Genomic DNA, 16,757 nt, shown 5'->3' on the forward strand with positions numbered 1-16,757 from the left:
GGTTCTATTCATTCCAAAGATCGGCCGGCGTAATCCTCTAACTTGAGGCGAGCTCAGGAAATGTGCTCTCTTGCAATAAAACGGGGCTACCCCGGCAACATCCGCCCCGGGAAATTCTTTTAGTCGCTTGCGACAACCCGATTTCTACCACTGTTTTTGGCCTGATACAAGCGCTGGTCGGCCACCTTGATTATCTGATCGATATCGAAACCTGCGCCTTCGCTGGTGGATACACCGGAGCTCACCGTAATATCCACTTTTTGGCCATCGGGAAGGGATATATCGCTTACCTCTATCATCTGACGGAGTTTCTCGATCAGAGTCGCCGCACTTTTTAAGCTGGTCTCCGGCAACAGGATGGCGAATTCTTCGCCACCGATGCGGCCGAAAATATCATTGCTTCTTATGCTGGCTGAAATTCTCGCCGAAAAGGTCTGCAAGACCACATCGCCCGCAGGGTGCCCGTATCGGTCATTGACCGCCTTGAACCGGTCTAAATCCAGCATGGCCAGGCTCAAGTGATGCCCATAACGCTTACAACGGTCGATCTCTTCTTCCAGCCTCTGGAAAAAGGCCTTCCGGTTTCGGATACCGGTGAGGCTGTCTGTGGTGGCCAGTTTTGCCATTTCAGCCAAGAGCCGCTGCTGCTCCTGTTCTGCCTGCTTGCGGGAAGAAATGTCTCGAACGGCCGCCACCCGAACCTGCTGCCCTTGATATTCAAAGGTTCTGGCATGGATTTCTGCCGGAAACACTGTACCGTCTTTTTTTTCACAATCGATCTCATAAGGCCCGTCTGAGCCATTCCTGATATTAGCGACGACCTTTTCCCGGTTTTCGGGGGCGACAAAATCGGCTGACCTTTTCCCGACCATTTCATCGGGCAGATAGCCGAACATGCGGGACAAGGACTCGTTAACTTCAAGAATGAAACCGTCTTTTGCGATGAGGATACCTTCGAAAGCCGCCTGCGAGAGTCTTTTAAATTTTTCTTCGCTTTCCCGCAACCGGTTCTCGACCTCTTTGCGAACGCTGATTTCCCCGACCAGTTTTTTGTTCCAAAGCAACACGACCAGCAGAATCATCCCTACTGAAGTGCCGGCCATCAAGCCCCACTTCAGAAGGTCGGTTTTCTTCAAGCCGTGCTCATAACGGACGGAAAGCCAGCGGTTCCAAATGGCAGCCTTTTCTTCGGTGGTAAAGGTCGCCAGGGTTTTATTGATGATCCCCACCAGTTCCGGCCAGTCGTTACGAATCCCCATGGCATTATCATGACTGCCAAAAGGACTGGGGGAAGCCACCTTGATGTTGGCGTACCCTTTATTTTGAATCAGATAACTGCCAACCGCCAGGTTGCCGATGTAGGCATCGACCTCCCCCACGGCCAAAGCCTGAAGGCATCTGGATACCGCATTGTCTCCATCGATAACCTTCAACTTGATAGCAGGGTATTGCTCCATCAGCAGGCCCTGCATGACGTACCCCTCAGGTACCGAAACGGTTTTCCCCTTGAGGTCGTTGATTCCGCCAATAAAGGGAGAATCCGTCCGGGTAAATATCACCCAGGGCAGAAAAAGATATTCGTCGCTGAAGAGCATATACTCCTGGCGCTCCGCGGTAATCATAGCCGTGGGCACCATATCGACCAATTGTTGCTTTTTTAAAGCCTCAAGCGCTTCCTTCCAGCTGACTTCGGAACCCAAAACATAGCGATAGCGGATACCGTGCCGCTTGAAGATGCTCTCCAGGTAGTCGATGGCGATGCCCTTGACTTCCCCATCAATCATCATAAAGGGTGGCCAGCTGCCAACCCGAACCTGAACTTCATGGTCCTGTGCCAACCAGGAGATTTCTGCTTCAGATAACTGAATCGAAAGTGATTGAGTATTTTTTTGATCAGCCCAAACCTGAGCCGGCAAGTAATCGTTGGAAATTGCTAAGCCCAGCACCATCAAGACGCACAATACAATTACCGATATGGATATCTTTTTGACTGACTTTTTAATGACAACGTTAAAATTCATAAAATGACAAACCCACAATATTAAATTAAAAAGATTAATACCTATAAAACAACTATCTAAAACTAAAATTTGTATCGTGCAACATTTCCTAGTGATTTAGTATTATACCCCATAATTTATTATATTTTCGATAGTTAGGAATTTTTATTTTTGTAGTCTGCCCAATACCTGGGCAAGCTACAACACTATACTTGTTGTTCATTCAATCATGAGACAAGGCTGAGATAGTGTCTTCAGCGAGCACTCAGCAAAAAGAACAGATTTGTAAAATGAACATCTAACAACAGAACTGTACCTTTGAACTTATTGATTTTTCCCCGACCAAAAGGTAGAGTCGCAGCAGTGCCCATCCCTCTTCCAAGAAAGGCGAAACAATGTCTTTGCCCTTTTCCTTTCTATGGCCCTGCACAGGTCTGCTTGAACCGCAATATTTGACGGCAGGCGTGTCTCCAACCAATTTTCTATTAAACTGCGCTATGCACACTGGCAGCAACGACTCTCCAAGCACCGTGCAGCCTCTGCGTATCCTGGCCTTTGGAGACAGCCTGGTGGCCGGCTTTGCCCTATCGCGCAAGGCAGGCTTTACAGTACAGCTGGAAAAGGCCTTGATCGCCGCAGGCTTTACAGCCGAGGTAATCAACGCAGGGATTCCAGGCGATACCAGTGCCGGCGGCCGGTCCCGCCTGGGGCAGGCTCTTGACCTGCAACCGGACCTGGTATTGCTCGAATTCGGGGCCAACGACAACCTTCTCGGTGTACCGCCAACAGAACTGGAAACCAACCTCGAAGAAATAATTCTACGCCTCCGAGAAAGCGGCATCCCGGTGCTACTGACAGGCATCAAGCCTCTACGCAACCTGGGTACAGACTACCAGGCCGAATTCTCTGAAGTCTTTTCCCGCCTGGCCGATAAACACCAGGTGCCCTTCTACGCCGACTTTCTCGACGGCGTAGCCGGTCGCCCGGAACTCAATAAAGCGGACGGAATCCACCCCAACCCCAAGGGGGTCAAAGAGATTGTACGCCGGCTGTCACCACTGGTAATCGAGACCTTGAAGGGTCTGGCAAAAGCCCGCCCTTGACAGCAAAAAACAACGCGATATCGTTATCTTATCCGCAACAAACACGACTATTTCAGACACCTGCAAAGAGCTCTGAATGGTCTAACACGGGAGGTACGATCATGCGAAAAGCCATTGCTATCCTGACCCTGTCTTGCCTGATTCTGGCGGGCTGCGCCCCCAGCATGGGACCGAAAGAAACTGGCGGCGCTATCGTTGGAGCCGGAGCCGGAGCCTTACTCGGATCGCAGATCGGTAGCGGTTCCGGCCAGATCGTGGCTGTGGCCATCGGCACCCTGGCCGGGGCGCTGGCCGGGCAAGAAGTGGGCAAATCCCTCGACCGGGCCGACCGGCTGGCCATGGAACGCAACGCTCAGTATGCCCTGGAATATACCCGCACCAACCAAGCCACCGGTTGGCGCAACCCCGACAGCGGCAATTACGGCAATGTCATGCCCGTCGAAACCTATCAGACCAGCAGCGGTCAATACTGCCGCGAATATGTGCAAACGGTGGTCATCGGAGGTCAACAGCAACAGGCTTACGGCACCGCCTGCCGACAGCCGGATGGCAGCTGGAAAATCACCCGCTGACAGCTTCTGAATCCCCCAGTCCCGGGGGAACGCGACCAAGGGTTGGCCGAAATGGCAGGACCCCGGTTTTCAGCGATTGACGAGACGATCTCCCATGACCTGCAGTGCAAACCATGCTACAGCGACACCGGCAACGCTTACTGTCGACGACAGTCGAGCAGAGCCGCTATCATTGACCATCTCCGGCCGGCTCGATCTGGTTGGCACCACAGAGCTGTGGCAAACCGCTTGCGAACTGATCGAACACCGCCGCCCCCGGCAACTGCGACTCCGGGCGGCGAATATCGACTATTGCGACGGCACCGGTATCGGTCTGCTGGTCGAAATGGAGCGCCTTACGGTACGATACGGCGGCAGTTTCGAACTGGAAGGCCTGCGCGACGAATTTGCTAAACTGCGAGAACAATTCGTCCTGAGCGACCTTGCCGAACTGCCGAGCTCCCGTCCCAGGCCTTGCTGCCTGCCGGAAGCCACCGGCATGGCGGTCGTTAAAACCTGGCAGGCACTACGGGCCCTGATCGCCTTTACAGGTGAATTGAGCATCGCACTGCTGGCAGCGTTGCGGTGCCCCCGGTCCGTCCGCTGGCGAGATGTCTGGCTGATTGCCGAAAAAGCCGGGGCGGACGCCCTGCCCATCGTCGCCCTGCTGAGCTTTCTGGTCGGTCTTATCATGGCCTTTCAGGCCGCCATTCCCATGCGCCAATTCGGCACCGAGATTTACGTCGCCAACCTGATCGGCCTGGCGACCCTGCGCGAACTCGGGCCGTTGATGACCGCCATCATTCTGGCTGGACGCTCCGCCTCGGCCTTTGCCGCTGAAATCGGCACCATGAAGGTTAACGAGGAGATCGACGCCCTGACCACCATGGGCCTGGCACCGGTTCCCTTTCTGGTGGTCACCCGGGTACTGGCGGCGCTGTTTGTCACACCGCTGCTGACCCTGTTTGCCGATCTGCTTGGCCTGGCTGGGGGCTCGGTCGTCCTGTTGTCACTCAACTATCCACTGGTAACCTACATACATCAGGTTCAGTCCGCTGTCGGTATGGGCGACTGCCTCGGCGGACTGGCTAAATCCCTGGTATTTGGAATCATTATCGCCGCTATCGGCTGCCTGCACGGGTTGCGAACAGGCCGCGGCGCCAGCGCCGTCGGTGATGCCGCAACTCGGGCGGTGGTCAGCGGCATCGTATTAATCGTCATAGGCGACGGTATCTTTTCTGTGCTTTACTACTATCTGGGCATTTAACTGTATGGAACCGGCTGTCACGCCAATAATTGAAGTCCAGGGATTGACCGCCGCTTACGGCGAGGAATCGATTCTCGATAATCTTTCTTTCACCGTCGGCCGCGGTGAAGTATTCGTCATCCTTGGCGGTTCAGGTTGCGGCAAAAGCACCCTGCTTAAACACTTGATCGGTCTCTACCGACCGGCGAAGGGGAACATTTTCATCGACGGCGAAGATCTGGTATCCAGCTTTGGAGAGTCCCGCCAGGCCCTGCTCCGCAAAATCGGCGTAATGTACCAGAACGGCGCCCTGTTCGGCTCCATGACTCTGTTGGAAAATCTCTGCCTACCCCTGGAAGAATTTACAGAACTGCCGGAGACAGCCCGCAACCTGATCGCCACTATGAATCTGTCGCTGGTCGGGCTCGCCGACTATCATCACTACTATCCCGCTGAAATCAGCGGCGGCATGCGCAAACGCGCGGCCATCGCTCGAGCCATGGTATTGGGACCGCAGATTCTTTTTCTCGATGAACCGTCGGCGGGACTCGACCCCATCACCTCGGCGGAAATGGATGAGTTAATTTTGAGGCTGGCCGGCAGCTTGGGCATGACCATTGTCGTCGTCAGCCATGAACTGCCAAGCATTCGCGCCATCGCCGACCGGGTGATCATGCTCGACAAAGAGACCAAGGGAATTTCCGCCAGGGGAACACCGCAACAACTGGCCCACAGTACCATCCCCCAGGTGCGGCAATTTTTTGCCCGGCAGGCGGGGAACTGAAAAATGAAGCAGCATTCGCATCGGATGAATAAACGCAGGGGAAGGCTTTTGCCATGAGTGAACGTGCCAATTACTTCAAAATCGGCCTGTTCGTGTTGTGCGGCGCGGTGATTGCCGTGGTGGGTTTGCTGGCCCTCGGCGCCGGGTCGCTTCTGCAAAAAAAATTCTTCGCCGAATCATACTTCGAGGAGTCGGTACAAGGGCTCGATATCGGCTCGCCCATCAAGTTCCGTGGGGTGCAGATCGGTCGGGTCGAAACCATTACCCTTGTCGGATCCGAATACTCCACGAATAAACGCTATGTGCTGGTTCGCTTCTCCCTCTATCGGGACGCCGTCGGCGCCCTGAGCCAGGCGGCGGTAAAGCGTTTCGTCGACAGTGAAGTGGAGAAGGGCCTGCGGGTACGCCTGGCTTTTCAGGGGGTCACCGGGGCGGCTTACCTCGAAGCGGACTACCTCGAAGCCGAGCGAGCTCCCTGGTTGAGCATCGACTGGCAACCGGACTATCCCTTTTTGCCCTCAGCTCCGAGCACTATCACCCGCTATAGCGAAGCCATCGATGGAATCCTGAAAAATATCGAACAGATTGATATCCAGTCCATCGCCTCCGGTCTGGAAAAGGCCCTGACGGCAATGAACGGGTTCATGGAGAAAGCCCAAGTAGGCGAAATCGGCCAGCAGACCGTCCAGTTGATGAGCGAGCTGCGCGCCACCAACCGGCGCCTGGAACGGATGGTGAGCAAAGCCGAAACCCCCGTCGATACCCTTCTGCAGGAGTTGCCGAAGACAGTGCAGAACCTCAACCGGTTGACGATGCAGCTCAATGCCCTGGCCGGTGATCTGCCGGAAAGCATCACCCCCCTCGGCAGTACCCTGCGCCGCCTTAATGGCATGCTGGCCGCCGAGCAACAGACCATTGAAGAGACCTTGGACAATATTCAACAAGTGTCCGAAAATCTGCGCGACATCACCGACGACGCACGCCGCTACCCGGCTCAGATGTTGCTCGGTGCCCCGCCACCCCCTGTGGAGCCTTAAACAATGTTCAGCATCCGCTACCGACATCTGCCCTGGCTGATTTTACCGGCGTTATTCCTGCTGATTGGCTGCCTGCGCCTGGAAAAGCCCTATCCGCAGAAGAACTCCTATCGCCTTGAAGCCCCCCCTGAAACCATAACCCAACAGCTCCTGTCGAACCGGATCCTGCAGATGAGTAAATTTGACAGTGCCCCGGCCTATCGCAGCAAGGGATTCATCTATCGTACCGGTGAACAGACCTGGCAGTCTGACTATTACCACCAATTCTTTACCTCGCCGGCAGGCATGATCACTGAACAGTGTCGACGTTGGTTGCAGGAAACCGGTCTCTTCAATCAGATCAATCAGAGCGGCTACCCGCCGCCTACCGATCTGTTGCAGGGGCGTATCGTCGCCCTCTACGGCGATTACCGCCCCGGGCATCAACCCATGGCAGTACTGGAACTGCGGCTGACTCTTATCAACGAAACCTCAAGTCCCGCCCAAACCGTCCTCGACAGACCCTATCGCCGCAGCCTCCCCCTGGCGGACAATAATCCGACCACACTGGTAAACGCCTGGAGTGAGGCACTCACAGAGATCCTCCGTGAATTCGCCATGCAGGTACAACAGAAACCAACACCCTGAGACCCTTCGCTATTCAATAAGGAATTCGGTAAAGACACACAGCTTTCTTGACAGCCACTGTGGCTATTTTAGGATTAAGAGAGAAACCAAGAAAAGTCCGCCTTTTGCCCCTTGTGGAGGAAGCCATGAAACGGATTTTGAAAGATGCCGTCCGCATTGCCCAATCCGACCCGCACTTGGCCACCTTTGAGATCAGTGTCCAGGGAAACGAGCTACATCTATCCAAGGGAGGCGAAAGTTTTGCCCGCCTGCTGCCGGCCCAGAAGGAGCATCATTGGCGAATGGAATATTTTCACCAGGCGGACCGCTGGGAGCATATTGATTTCAGCGGGACCTTGGAAGAATGTCTGGCCTTTCTGGCTGAGAACACCCATTACCTGTTCTGGGAGGGGTAAAATTCGCAAAAAAAAGGGGGGGGCTCCATTCATGGCCAATAGCAAAAGAGCAAAGGAGCGGTCTGTACTCCCGGCCGATATCCGCCGCAGACCTTAGCCGGTCTCCGTCCCAAGTAAGACGGCCAGCCAGCGGGTCTCATCACGACTCTCTAGAGCGATTTTAGCGGTCATCGTCAAAGGCACCGACAACAGCATGCCCACCGGACCGAGCAACCAACCCCAAAACAGCAACGAGAGAAAAACCACCAGGGTCGAAAGGCCGAGTCCCCGGCCGAGAAATCGCGGTTCGAGCATGCTGCCGATCAGCAGATTGATGACCACATAGCCGACCGCCACCAACAAGGCCCGCAAAGGACCGAGCTGCACCAGGGTCAGCAGCACAGCAGGAAGACCGGCAATCACCGAACCGATATTGGGTACAAAATTAAGGGCAAAAGCCAACAGCCCCCAGAGCAGGGGCAGGTCGACGCCGAGGATAGTGACCATGACCGTGACCAGCACGCCAGTAGCGAGACTGACGAGAGTCTTGATAAACATGTAATGTTTAACGTTGCTGATGAAAAATTCAAAGCGCCCCAAAGAGGAATCGCTTCCCAAAATCGCGCGCAATTTGACTGGAAAGCTGGACGCCTCCAGAAGCATGAAGACCACCGTCATCAATACCAGAAAGCCGTTGGTTAACATATTGCCCAGCGCATTGAGAAGAGTGGCAACCAGGCCCATTGCGGCTGCGGGATCGAGCAATTCGGTCACAACCGAGGTCGAAATATTGAGACCCAGTTTCTGAAGCCAGCCGACGGCCATAGTAGTCAACTCGCGGAGCTTCGCCTCATATTCCGGCAGACTGCCGCTAAGATCCCGCACTGAAGTACCGATCAGTACCGCCATCAGCAAACCGAACAGTAAAACCACCAGGATGACCATCAACAGTGCCAACCAGGTCGGCAGCCCTTTGCGCTGCAACCAGGTCATCGGAGACGTACTGATAATGGCGATAAAGGCCGCCAGCAGAAAGGGCACCAGAATGGCCTTGGCGGCCTGCAGTCCGGCCAGCACCAGCACCAGGGCGGCCAGGGTAACAAGAATCTGCGCAGCTCCTACTTGACGATTAGTCATAAAGAATTCGCTCCCGGAAATGAACGTGGAGAGAGAAAACACCTCATCGGACGAATCCGAAGACGCCCCCCTCTCCCTGCCAACACCAACCAGCCTACAAAGACAATAAGAGATATTAATCTTTTTGCCGGTACTCTGCAACCGGCCCCCTCAACGAATCTGATTTCTGCGAGCCTGCTATAATGTTCCCATGAAAAGCCGTGATCGTCTTCGCCAGCTCATCGCTCAGGAAGCCGCCCGCCTCATGTACGAGGAACAGATTCGGGAGTATCGCACCGCCAAGCGCAAGGCAGCGCGCCGCTTCGGCCCGGAGCAAAGTCTAAGCCTCGGCAACCACCTGCCTTCCAATGCGGAGATCCGCCAGGAATTGATGAGACTGCTCGACCTGCATGAAGAGCAATTACGCCCCGAGCGACTGCTGCAGCTGCGCCTTCTGGCCCTGAAATATCTCGAACTGATGGCGGCCTTTCGCCCCTACCTGGTCGGCTCGGTCCTTTCCGGCTGCGTCACCGAACGCAGCGACATCGACATTCATCTTTTTGCCGAGAGCCCGGAAGAAGTCGCCAACTTCCTGAAGGCGGAAGGCATATCCTTCGAGGAGAAACTGGTCACCGTCCGCCAAGGAGGGGAATCCCGCGACTATATCCATTTCTACCTGGAGGACCAAGGAATAGAGATCGAATGTTCCGTCTATGCAACCCGGGATCGCCACCGCGTGCCGCGCAGCAGCATCACCGGCAAACCGATGGAACGGGCTGACACCAAAAAGCTGCGCCGCTTGATCGCCGCCGCCCTGCCTCCTCCGGTCAGCAGTTCGCCGAAAAACTAACTCCCGCCGGCTAGCATCGTCGATAGAGCACATGACGAAACGAGCCGTAATCCCGATCACTGATCACCTGCCACTGGCTGAGATCAAAAGCTGGGAAGTAAGTATCGCCCGTATAGGCCCCCTTGACCCAGGAAATACTCATAAGATCGGCCAAAGGCAAAGCATCTCGATAGATACCGACACCACCGGCGAAAAAGATCTTTTCTCCATAATTTTCCGCCAACTGCACAGCGCTTGGCAGATTCGGACAAATCTCAATCCCCGGAGTCTTCGACAGGTGACGACTAACAACGATAGTTCGGCGATCGGGCAAAGGGCGACCAATAGACGCAAAGGTGTGACGCCCCATGATCAGGGTATGAGCACTGGTCAAATCACGAAACAGACGCAGCTCTTCGGGAATCTGCCAGGGGATCTCCCCGGCGGCCCCGATCAGGAACTGCTCGGTCATGGCGACAATAATTATTTTACTGGATTTGATCATCGGAAGTAGATAATCCGCAATGCAAGCGTTTTCGACTCTAAATTGCTGAAATAACAACCGTCAGCATAGCATGTCGGTTGACCTACAGCCAGTTTTACGGCTAAATCAACAGGACACCTTTTGATTTTTATAGGCGTCCCGCCCAAAAGATTCTACCGAAAGACCGGCATGACAATTTCTTTACAAACCTTTTACTTCCTGATGACCATTGAATCGCCTTGACATGATCTACTTATCACAGAGAGTCGAACCTTTTAGGTCCCCATCCCAAAAAAGGAGCATGTCATGCGAAGAAATTTCCGGTCCCTGTTGCTTGTGCTTTTACTATTGAGCCTGGCCAGTATCAGCCAGGCCGCCTCACTGGTCAACTGCCAGGTCGAACTCGATCGCCGGGTCCTGCTGGCCGGTCCGACCCAGAAAACCGTCATTAAAATCGCTCTCGATGCCCCGCTGATGCCTCGGATCGAAGACCGATCGCCGGTAAACCTGGCCCTGGTCCTCGATCGATCCGGCTCCATGAGTGGCAATAAGATCGCCAAAGCCCGCGAAGCGGCTATCGAAGCCCTCCACCGCCTGGGAGCCAAGGACCTGTTCGCATTGGTCGCCTACGATCACGGGGTCAAGACCCTGGTTCCGGCCCAACGGATCCGACATAGCGAAGGAATTGAAGCGCAGATTCGCCGAATTCGGCCGGGGGGCAACACCGCCCTGTTCGGCGCCGTCAGTCAGGGTGCCGCGGAGGTGCGCAAACACAGCGACTCGAATTACGTTCATCGGGTAGTGCTGCTATCGGACGGTCTGGCCAATGTCGGCCCCAGCAGTCCCGCCGATTTGGCTCGACTTGGGGCGGCACTCCTTAAGGAAGGCATCTCCGTCACCACAGTGGGAGTCGGCACTGACTTCAACGAAGACCTTATGACCCAACTGGCTGAACGCAGCGACGGCAACCACTATTTTGTCGAATCGAGCCGTGATCTGCCACGCATCTTTGCCGCCGAACTGGGTGACGTGCTCAGCGTGGTGGCCCGAAAGGTGATTATTGAGATCGATTGCCCACCCGGGGTCAAGCCTTTACGTATCATCGGCCGCGAAGGACGCATCAAAGGACAAAAAGTTGAGGTTCGGATGAACCAGATTTACGGTGGCCAGCAAAAGTATGCACTGGTCGAAGTCGAAGTACCTGTTTCTCAACCCGGCCAGCATCTTGACCTGGCCCGCGTCGACTGTCGTTACCAGAATGCCCTGACCGATACTCATGAATCATCGACCACCATGGCCCGCACCCGCTTCAGCCAACGCCCCGAAGAGGTTCGCCAAGCAGCCAGTAAAGAAGTACAAAAAGCGGTAGTGGAAAACGAAATGGCCGTCACCCGCGACGAGGCCCTAAACCTCTATAATGCCGGACGCAAGGATGAGGCAGCCCGCGCTCTGCGACAAAAAAGCGATGCTCTGCGGGAGCAGAACACCGAGCTCGGTTTTTCGGACCTGGCCGAAGAAGCCGGACAACTGCAAGACGAAGCCGCCGAGTTTGAAGCGGACCGACTCGATAAAACCCGGAAAAAGGAACTCCGTTCGGAAAGCTTCAAAGTACGTAAACAACAAAAAGCCTACTGACCCCAATCGGGGAGCTGATCAGGTCGTTACCGGCCCGGTCAGCTCCCTGGCAATACCCGACACCTGATGGTACATTGAAGTAAACCACCCGACCTCCGGGTGGCCCGGGAAGTCCTGATGAAGGAAGCATTGCCCATGAAACGAAGTCATTGGATCATCGGCGCCTGGCTGTTACTGCTGATTCCAACCCTGCTGATCGGCGCTCTGGCGTTGCGACTCTTACGCAACGAACAGAACCTTCTGGCCGAGAACACCCTCAATGCCACCCGGCAGCGGACCGCCACCATCGCTGAAAACATCGACTTGACGGTGGCCGAACTCAAGGACAGCCTGCTCGACAGCTTAAGCGAACTTCCTTCCGACGATCTTGAACAACATTTGGAAAACTGGCGACTTGGCAACCCCCTGGTGCGCAACGTTTTCATCTGGAACAAAGACGGCCTGATATTACCCGACCCCAAAGCGCCTCCCAGTGCTGAAGCAGGGGATTTTACACTCCGCTATCAGGCCCTGTTTGCCGGCCGCGTTCCCTGGCAAAGACCTCAACCCGATGGACCGCAGGTCGCATCGCCTTCTTCTACTGGCGGCAAAAGCACGACCTATTCTCCCCGCCGGGAGCTGCGACAATTGGCCCAGCAGTTGAATCCAAAGCCAGAAATAGCAAAGGGAGTATCCGGTTGGCTGCCCTGGTTCTGGGAGGATGGTCTTTACCTCCTCGGCTGGCAGGAAGAGGTTGAAACTGGTCGACGTTTTGGCTTGGAAATCGAGATGATCGCCTTGCTTTCCCGCTTGATTACAAGTCTGCCCGAACCTTCATCTGGAGAAATCTACGCCTTGATCGATGGGCAGGGACGCATCGTTCATCGCACCGGTGCGGGCGAACTTTCCGCCGACACGCCCCCCTTTGTCACTTTGCCCGTCGGCTCCCATCTGCCCCATTGGCAACTGCGCATCTATGCTTTGAATGGTCTTGACCCTGCCGGCGACCGTGGACTGTTGGTCCTTTCTACCCTGCTGGTCGGTTGTTTTATGGCCGCTATGTTATTCGGCGGCTCTCTGCTGTTGTGGCAAGCCTACCGCCACATGCGTGACGCCCGGCGCAAAACCTCCTTCGTCTCCAATGTTTCTCACGAATTGAAAACCCCCCTGACGACCATTCGTATGTATGCCGAACTGCTTGATGAAGGCCGCATTGAAGAGACGGAAAAGCGAAGCCGTTATCTACAGGTCATTGTTTCCGAAAGTCAGCGCCTGACCCGTCTGGTCAACAATGTTCTCGACTTCAGTCGTCTGGAACAAAAACGCAAACATTATCATCTGACCCCCCTGCTTCTCGTCGAAGTGCTCGGGCAGGTTCTTGATGGTCAAGCCGAGCGCTTACGTCAGGCAGGTCTGGAACTTACCTACCACAAGCCGGTCCGGCCGCTGACTGTTAAGGCCGATCGCGATGCCCTGGAACAAATCTTCCTCAATTTGATCGACAACGCGATCAAATATGCCGCAAAAGGGGGCGAACTGGTTGTCGAACTTCAACAGAATGAAAAGACCGCCGAAGCTCTGTTCATGGATTCCGGTCCCGGCATCCCAACATCCCAGCAGAAACGCATTTTTCAACAATTCGAGCGCGTCAACAACAACTTGACCTGCAACCAACCGGGCTGCGGCCTCGGTCTTAGTATTGCCCGAAGATTGCTACAAGATATGCAAGGATCGCTTCACTACCGTCAGAGAGATGGTGGCGGTGCCTGCTTCATCGTACAACTGCCATTGATCAAGGAAGGCTAAAGAAATTGAAAGGAAGGGATCATGGAACGAACCCGCATTCTGGTAGCGGAAGACGATCTGCATATTCGCGAGGGACTCATTGATATACTCGAGGGGGAAGGCTATCAGGTGCTGGCCGCGGCAGACGGTGACGCCGCCCTGTCGCTCAGTGAAACCCATAACTTTGATCTGGCGCTGCTCGACATCATGATGCCGGGACGCAACGGGTACGATGTCTGCCGGGAGCTGCGCCTTCAGCATCCCCACCTGGCCATCATCATGCTTACTGCCAAAGGAGAAGAGATTGACAAGGTGCTCGGCCTGGAGCTGGGCGCCGACGACTATATCACCAAGCCCTTTGGCGTCCATGAACTACGAGCCCGCATCGCGGCCGTGCTCCGACGCAGTCAGCGCACAATTCAAGAAAACGAAGCGGTTTTGCCCTCAACTCTGGTTATGGGGTCGGCCACCATCGACCGCAAGACCTATCGTGGAAACCTTAAGGAACGTACCTTTAAACTCACTGCCCGGGAAATGAAACTCCTCGAAGCCTTCTACCGCCACCCCGACGAAGCCCTGCAACGCCACACCCTGCTCAATCTGGCCTGGGGCATCGACTATCAGGGCACCACCCGCACCCTCGACCAGCATATCGCCCAACTGCGAAAAAAAATTGAAACTGACCCGTCCACCCCGCAGGTCATCACCACCGTGCATGGTATCGGTTATCGCTATGTGCCGTAAGGTAAAGCTAGTGATGGGTGGTCAGTAAAACCTTTTCCCCCTGTGTCGCAGCAGGAGCGAAGTGGATGGTACCCGAAGGGCAAGCAGCGAACTTGAATTAGTTTGAGGGTTTTAAACCCAGCAGCCCTTTGGACCACTATTGTCAAAAGAAACAAACCGACCGTTTCAGCAATCACCTTTCGGAAGAGGGGCCGCTCAAAGAAATTGCTACACCTTTAAGATAGCCAGCCGTTTTTAGCCTTCTCCTTGCCTGCGGGAACGCATGCTCCACGCAGTGGGAAGGCACTTTTTGCTTCCTTTTTGTTGCCGCCTGGACAAAAAGGAAGGCGTCTGGCGGGACGCGACCCGCCGGTGTTAATCAAGCCATTTTTTGCAAAACCTTTAAGAAAACAAAACTTAGCCGGTCCCGCCCGGCCGGGCGTATTACTTTTCTTTCGTCGGTACAAAGAAAAGTAATCAAAAGAAAACGGCCCCATCGTTTGCCCGCCTATGGCGGGTTCCCTCAGGGGTTAAAAACCGTAAATCGTGAGGCGTAAAGCTTAATTCTTAAAACCCGATGCCGCTACCACCCCTGTGACACAGCCGGAGCGAAAGATATTGTCATCCCTTCATCTTCTTCCCCACCGCCGCCAGATAGATGACAAACGCCTCTTCCGGATCAAGACACAACAAGGTGTTTATTTCATCGTCATCGAACGCCGCCACCGCGCAGACTCCGGCATCAATGGCCTCAGCAGCCAGGTACAGGTTCTGGCAAACATGACCGGCATCGAGATGCAAATAACGATAGCCCCGTTCCTGGTAGCGCCAGGTCATCCGATAGGGCACCGCGATCCAGACAAAGGTCACCGCGCTTCTCATAATAAACCGCTGACCAAAACAGGCCGCGGCCAAACGACCGGCAATATTGCTGAGGGTTGAAATCAATTCCAACTGGTGATCCAGTGCCAGATACCGATAAAGCCCTGACTCCAAACCCTCAACCCGGTTAACCAGAAGGATAGTCTCTAAAGCGTGACGAGCACCAGCCGAAGGTACCGTACGCAAGGTCATCTGCTGGTCGTAAGCCACTTTGACCCCTTGAGTGCACCACAACAGGTGTGATAACTCTTCCAGAGCCAGTGGTTTTTCGGCGTATTCCCTCAGGCTGCTGCGCTGGGTGATAAGCAGGCGTATATCAACCGGTTCGATGGCCAGGCTCCCGGGATGGGGCAGCTCAATCTTTGGGTTAACAGGCTCGGCGGGCCAACTGAGGGGCGGCTGGGGCAAATGCATCTGCTGGTCACTGACGCCCATATTTTTGTGCTTGGTCTTTTCCATGAAGTCACGGCCGCTGTTTTTTTCCACAATTGCCTCCTGTTTTCCAGCTAGAACAATCTAACGTTTTATCCATTATAGAAACTCCTGTGGATCTCGGCAAAGGACACTTGTCGAATAGCTGACGCCTGCTAGAATTAGCAGGTAACAATCACAGGGAGTTTTGTGACTTGGGGAACAACTCATGGCATTTTAAGACAAACAGTCCAAGCTGCCTGATTCGATCAGTTCCAATAACCCACCAGCCTAAAGGAGCATATCATGGCCCAAGATTCTCACATCATTATGGGGATTCATGTCGATGACCGGATCAAAAAAGCATCGGATATCCAGGAACAGCTCACCGCCTACGGCTGTAATATCAAAACCCGCATCGGATTGCATGAGGTGACCGGCAGTTTCTGCGCCGGCTATGGGCTGATTCTGTTGGAGCTGGTAGGAGGGAAAAAAGCTGCCGACGAACTGGCTGGCAAACTCAATGCCCTTGAAGGCGTGGAGGTTAAACTGATGACTTTCGACCACGCTTAGGGTTTTTAAGCCAACGGTCGGCATTGAGCCTATGCCCAACAACCAGAAAGGCCCCCGAAATATCGGGGGCCTTTCTGGTTGTTCTGATCGACAAACTTGTTATTGTTTTTTCGGCACCTTGCCGTACACCAGAGACCAGTGCCGCAAGGAGCGCGGCATATGACTGCCAATCGCACCGACCACTAAGGCAATCCACAAAAGTTCTACGCAAAAGGCTGGCCACAAGTGCAACAGGACAATCGGCAGCATATGACTGAAAGCCATCAAGCCCCGTCCCTCATGCGGCCAACGCAAGCTGTGGTGGAGCTCTGTGCCAACAAGACCAAGCCCTGTAATTACCACTAACCAGGCATAGCAATGAACCGCGGGCAAAGGCGCCTGAAATGTTGCGCCACCAAGAAGAACCCCGATCACGCCGATATGGCCGGTACGCAACAGAATATCGAGCGCCCGCGACCAACCAGGACGTTTAGCCTGGGGTGAACCGACTTTCTCTTCAACGGTCATGTTCTTCATCTTTCTCACCCAAAAACTTGGCGGTAATATTACTCATAATCTGGCAGCTTTATTGGTAAAACAAGCCCCTGCTTCGCCTAAGAACGGAGCAGGGGCTTGTTT

18 protein-coding genes are annotated in these 16,757 nt (G+C 54.5%); 12 read left to right on the forward strand and 6 right to left on the reverse strand.

Going from position 1 to position 16,757, the window contains the following annotated elements:
• Positions 1-119: 119 nt before the first annotated feature.
• The gene (locus A7E78_RS09600; protein WP_158516098.1) at positions 120-1,838 is read right to left on the reverse strand and encodes a diguanylate cyclase; all 1,719 of its coding nucleotides are present in this window, start codon (positions 1,836-1,838) and stop codon (positions 120-122) included.
• Positions 1,839-2,395: 557 nt separating this feature from the next.
• On the opposite strand from A7E78_RS09600, the gene A7E78_RS09605 reads away from it, so the two are divergent.
• The 7 genes from A7E78_RS09605 (at position 2,396) to A7E78_RS09635 (ending at position 7,743) form a co-directional block, all read left to right on the forward strand.
• Complete coding sequence (locus A7E78_RS09605) at positions 2,396-3,103, forward strand: arylesterase (protein WP_201257998.1); 708 nt, start codon at positions 2,396-2,398, stop codon at positions 3,101-3,103.
• A gap of 101 nt (positions 3,104-3,204) precedes the next feature.
• Entirely contained in the window at positions 3,205-3,675 is a 471-nt protein-coding gene (locus A7E78_RS09610) for an RT0821/Lpp0805 family surface protein (protein ID WP_072284009.1), read from the forward strand.
• Between the two features lie 94 nt (positions 3,676-3,769).
• Positions 3,770-4,921 carry an ABC transporter permease gene (locus A7E78_RS09615; protein ID WP_083552984.1) on the forward strand — a complete coding sequence of 384 codons (1,152 nt, stop codon included), beginning with the start codon at positions 3,770-3,772 and terminating at the stop codon, positions 4,919-4,921.
• 4 nt (positions 4,922-4,925) lie between these two features.
• Positions 4,926-5,684 carry an ABC transporter ATP-binding protein gene (locus A7E78_RS09620; protein ID WP_072284011.1) on the forward strand — a complete coding sequence of 253 codons (759 nt, stop codon included), beginning with the start codon at positions 4,926-4,928 and terminating at the stop codon, positions 5,682-5,684.
• Between the two features lie 53 nt (positions 5,685-5,737).
• Positions 5,738-6,721, forward strand: a complete 984-nt coding sequence (locus A7E78_RS09625) for an MlaD family protein (protein WP_072284012.1) — start codon at positions 5,738-5,740, stop codon at positions 6,719-6,721.
• Between the two features lie 3 nt (positions 6,722-6,724).
• A complete protein-coding gene (locus tag A7E78_RS09630; protein ID WP_072284013.1) occupies positions 6,725-7,348 on the forward strand; it encodes an ABC-type transport auxiliary lipoprotein family protein in 624 nt (207 codons plus the stop codon).
• A 125-nt stretch (positions 7,349-7,473) separates the two neighbouring features.
• Positions 7,474-7,743: a DUF3024 domain-containing protein gene (locus A7E78_RS09635; RefSeq protein WP_072284014.1), complete on the forward strand. Its 270-nt coding sequence runs from the start codon at positions 7,474-7,476 to the stop codon at positions 7,741-7,743.
• Positions 7,744-7,836: 93 nt separating this feature from the next.
• Here the strand turns inward: A7E78_RS09635 and A7E78_RS09640 are convergent, their stop codons facing one another.
• On the reverse strand, positions 7,837-8,859 hold the full coding sequence (locus A7E78_RS09640; protein WP_072284015.1) for an AI-2E family transporter: 1,023 nt from the start codon (positions 8,857-8,859) through the stop codon (positions 7,837-7,839).
• A gap of 190 nt (positions 8,860-9,049) precedes the next feature.
• On the opposite strand from A7E78_RS09640, the gene A7E78_RS09645 reads away from it, so the two are divergent.
• Positions 9,050-9,688, forward strand: a complete 639-nt coding sequence (locus tag A7E78_RS09645) for a hypothetical protein (RefSeq protein WP_072284016.1) — start codon at positions 9,050-9,052, stop codon at positions 9,686-9,688.
• Between the two features lie 10 nt (positions 9,689-9,698).
• Here A7E78_RS09645 and A7E78_RS09650 read toward each other — a convergent pair whose 3' ends face one another.
• Positions 9,699-10,172, reverse strand: coding sequence for a dihydrofolate reductase (locus A7E78_RS09650; RefSeq protein WP_072284017.1), 474 nt, complete (start codon positions 10,170-10,172; stop codon positions 9,699-9,701).
• Between the two features lie 285 nt (positions 10,173-10,457).
• Between A7E78_RS09650 and A7E78_RS09655 the strand changes: the two genes are divergently transcribed.
• From A7E78_RS09655 to A7E78_RS09665, 3 genes are all read left to right on the forward strand, one after another.
• Positions 10,458-11,786, forward strand: a complete 1,329-nt coding sequence (locus A7E78_RS09655; RefSeq protein ID WP_072284018.1) for a vWA domain-containing protein — start codon at positions 10,458-10,460, stop codon at positions 11,784-11,786.
• Between the two features lie 135 nt (positions 11,787-11,921).
• A complete protein-coding gene (locus A7E78_RS09660; protein WP_072284019.1) occupies positions 11,922-13,571 on the forward strand; it encodes a sensor histidine kinase in 1,650 nt (549 codons plus the stop codon).
• Positions 13,572-13,592: 21 nt separating this feature from the next.
• Positions 13,593-14,294 (forward strand): response regulator transcription factor, encoded by a 702-nt coding sequence (locus A7E78_RS09665; RefSeq protein WP_072284020.1) that lies wholly within the window; start codon positions 13,593-13,595, stop codon positions 14,292-14,294.
• Positions 14,295-14,509: 215 nt separating this feature from the next.
• On the opposite strand, the gene A7E78_RS14950 is transcribed toward A7E78_RS09665, so the two are convergent.
• Together A7E78_RS14950 and A7E78_RS09670 are read right to left on the reverse strand one after the other, a co-directional pair.
• Entirely contained in the window at positions 14,510-14,770 is a 261-nt protein-coding gene (locus tag A7E78_RS14950) for a hypothetical protein (protein WP_145924880.1), read from the reverse strand.
• 124 nt (positions 14,771-14,894) lie between these two features.
• Entirely contained in the window at positions 14,895-15,641 is a 747-nt protein-coding gene (locus A7E78_RS09670; protein WP_072284021.1) for a SagB/ThcOx family dehydrogenase, read from the reverse strand.
• A gap of 231 nt (positions 15,642-15,872) precedes the next feature.
• Between A7E78_RS09670 and A7E78_RS09675 the strand changes: the two genes are divergently transcribed.
• Positions 15,873-16,139, forward strand: coding sequence for a CPF_0552 family protein (locus tag A7E78_RS09675; RefSeq protein ID WP_072284022.1), 267 nt, complete (start codon positions 15,873-15,875; stop codon positions 16,137-16,139).
• A gap of 99 nt (positions 16,140-16,238) precedes the next feature.
• Here the strand turns inward: A7E78_RS09675 and A7E78_RS09680 are convergent, their stop codons facing one another.
• Entirely contained in the window at positions 16,239-16,655 is a 417-nt protein-coding gene (locus tag A7E78_RS09680; RefSeq protein WP_145924881.1) for a hypothetical protein, read from the reverse strand.
• Between the last annotated feature and the right edge of the window lie 102 nt (positions 16,656-16,757).

It is taken from the genome of Syntrophotalea acetylenivorans, assembly GCF_001887775.1.
GTDB lineage: Bacteria > Desulfobacterota > Desulfuromonadia > Desulfuromonadales > Syntrophotaleaceae > Syntrophotalea_A > Syntrophotalea_A acetylenivorans.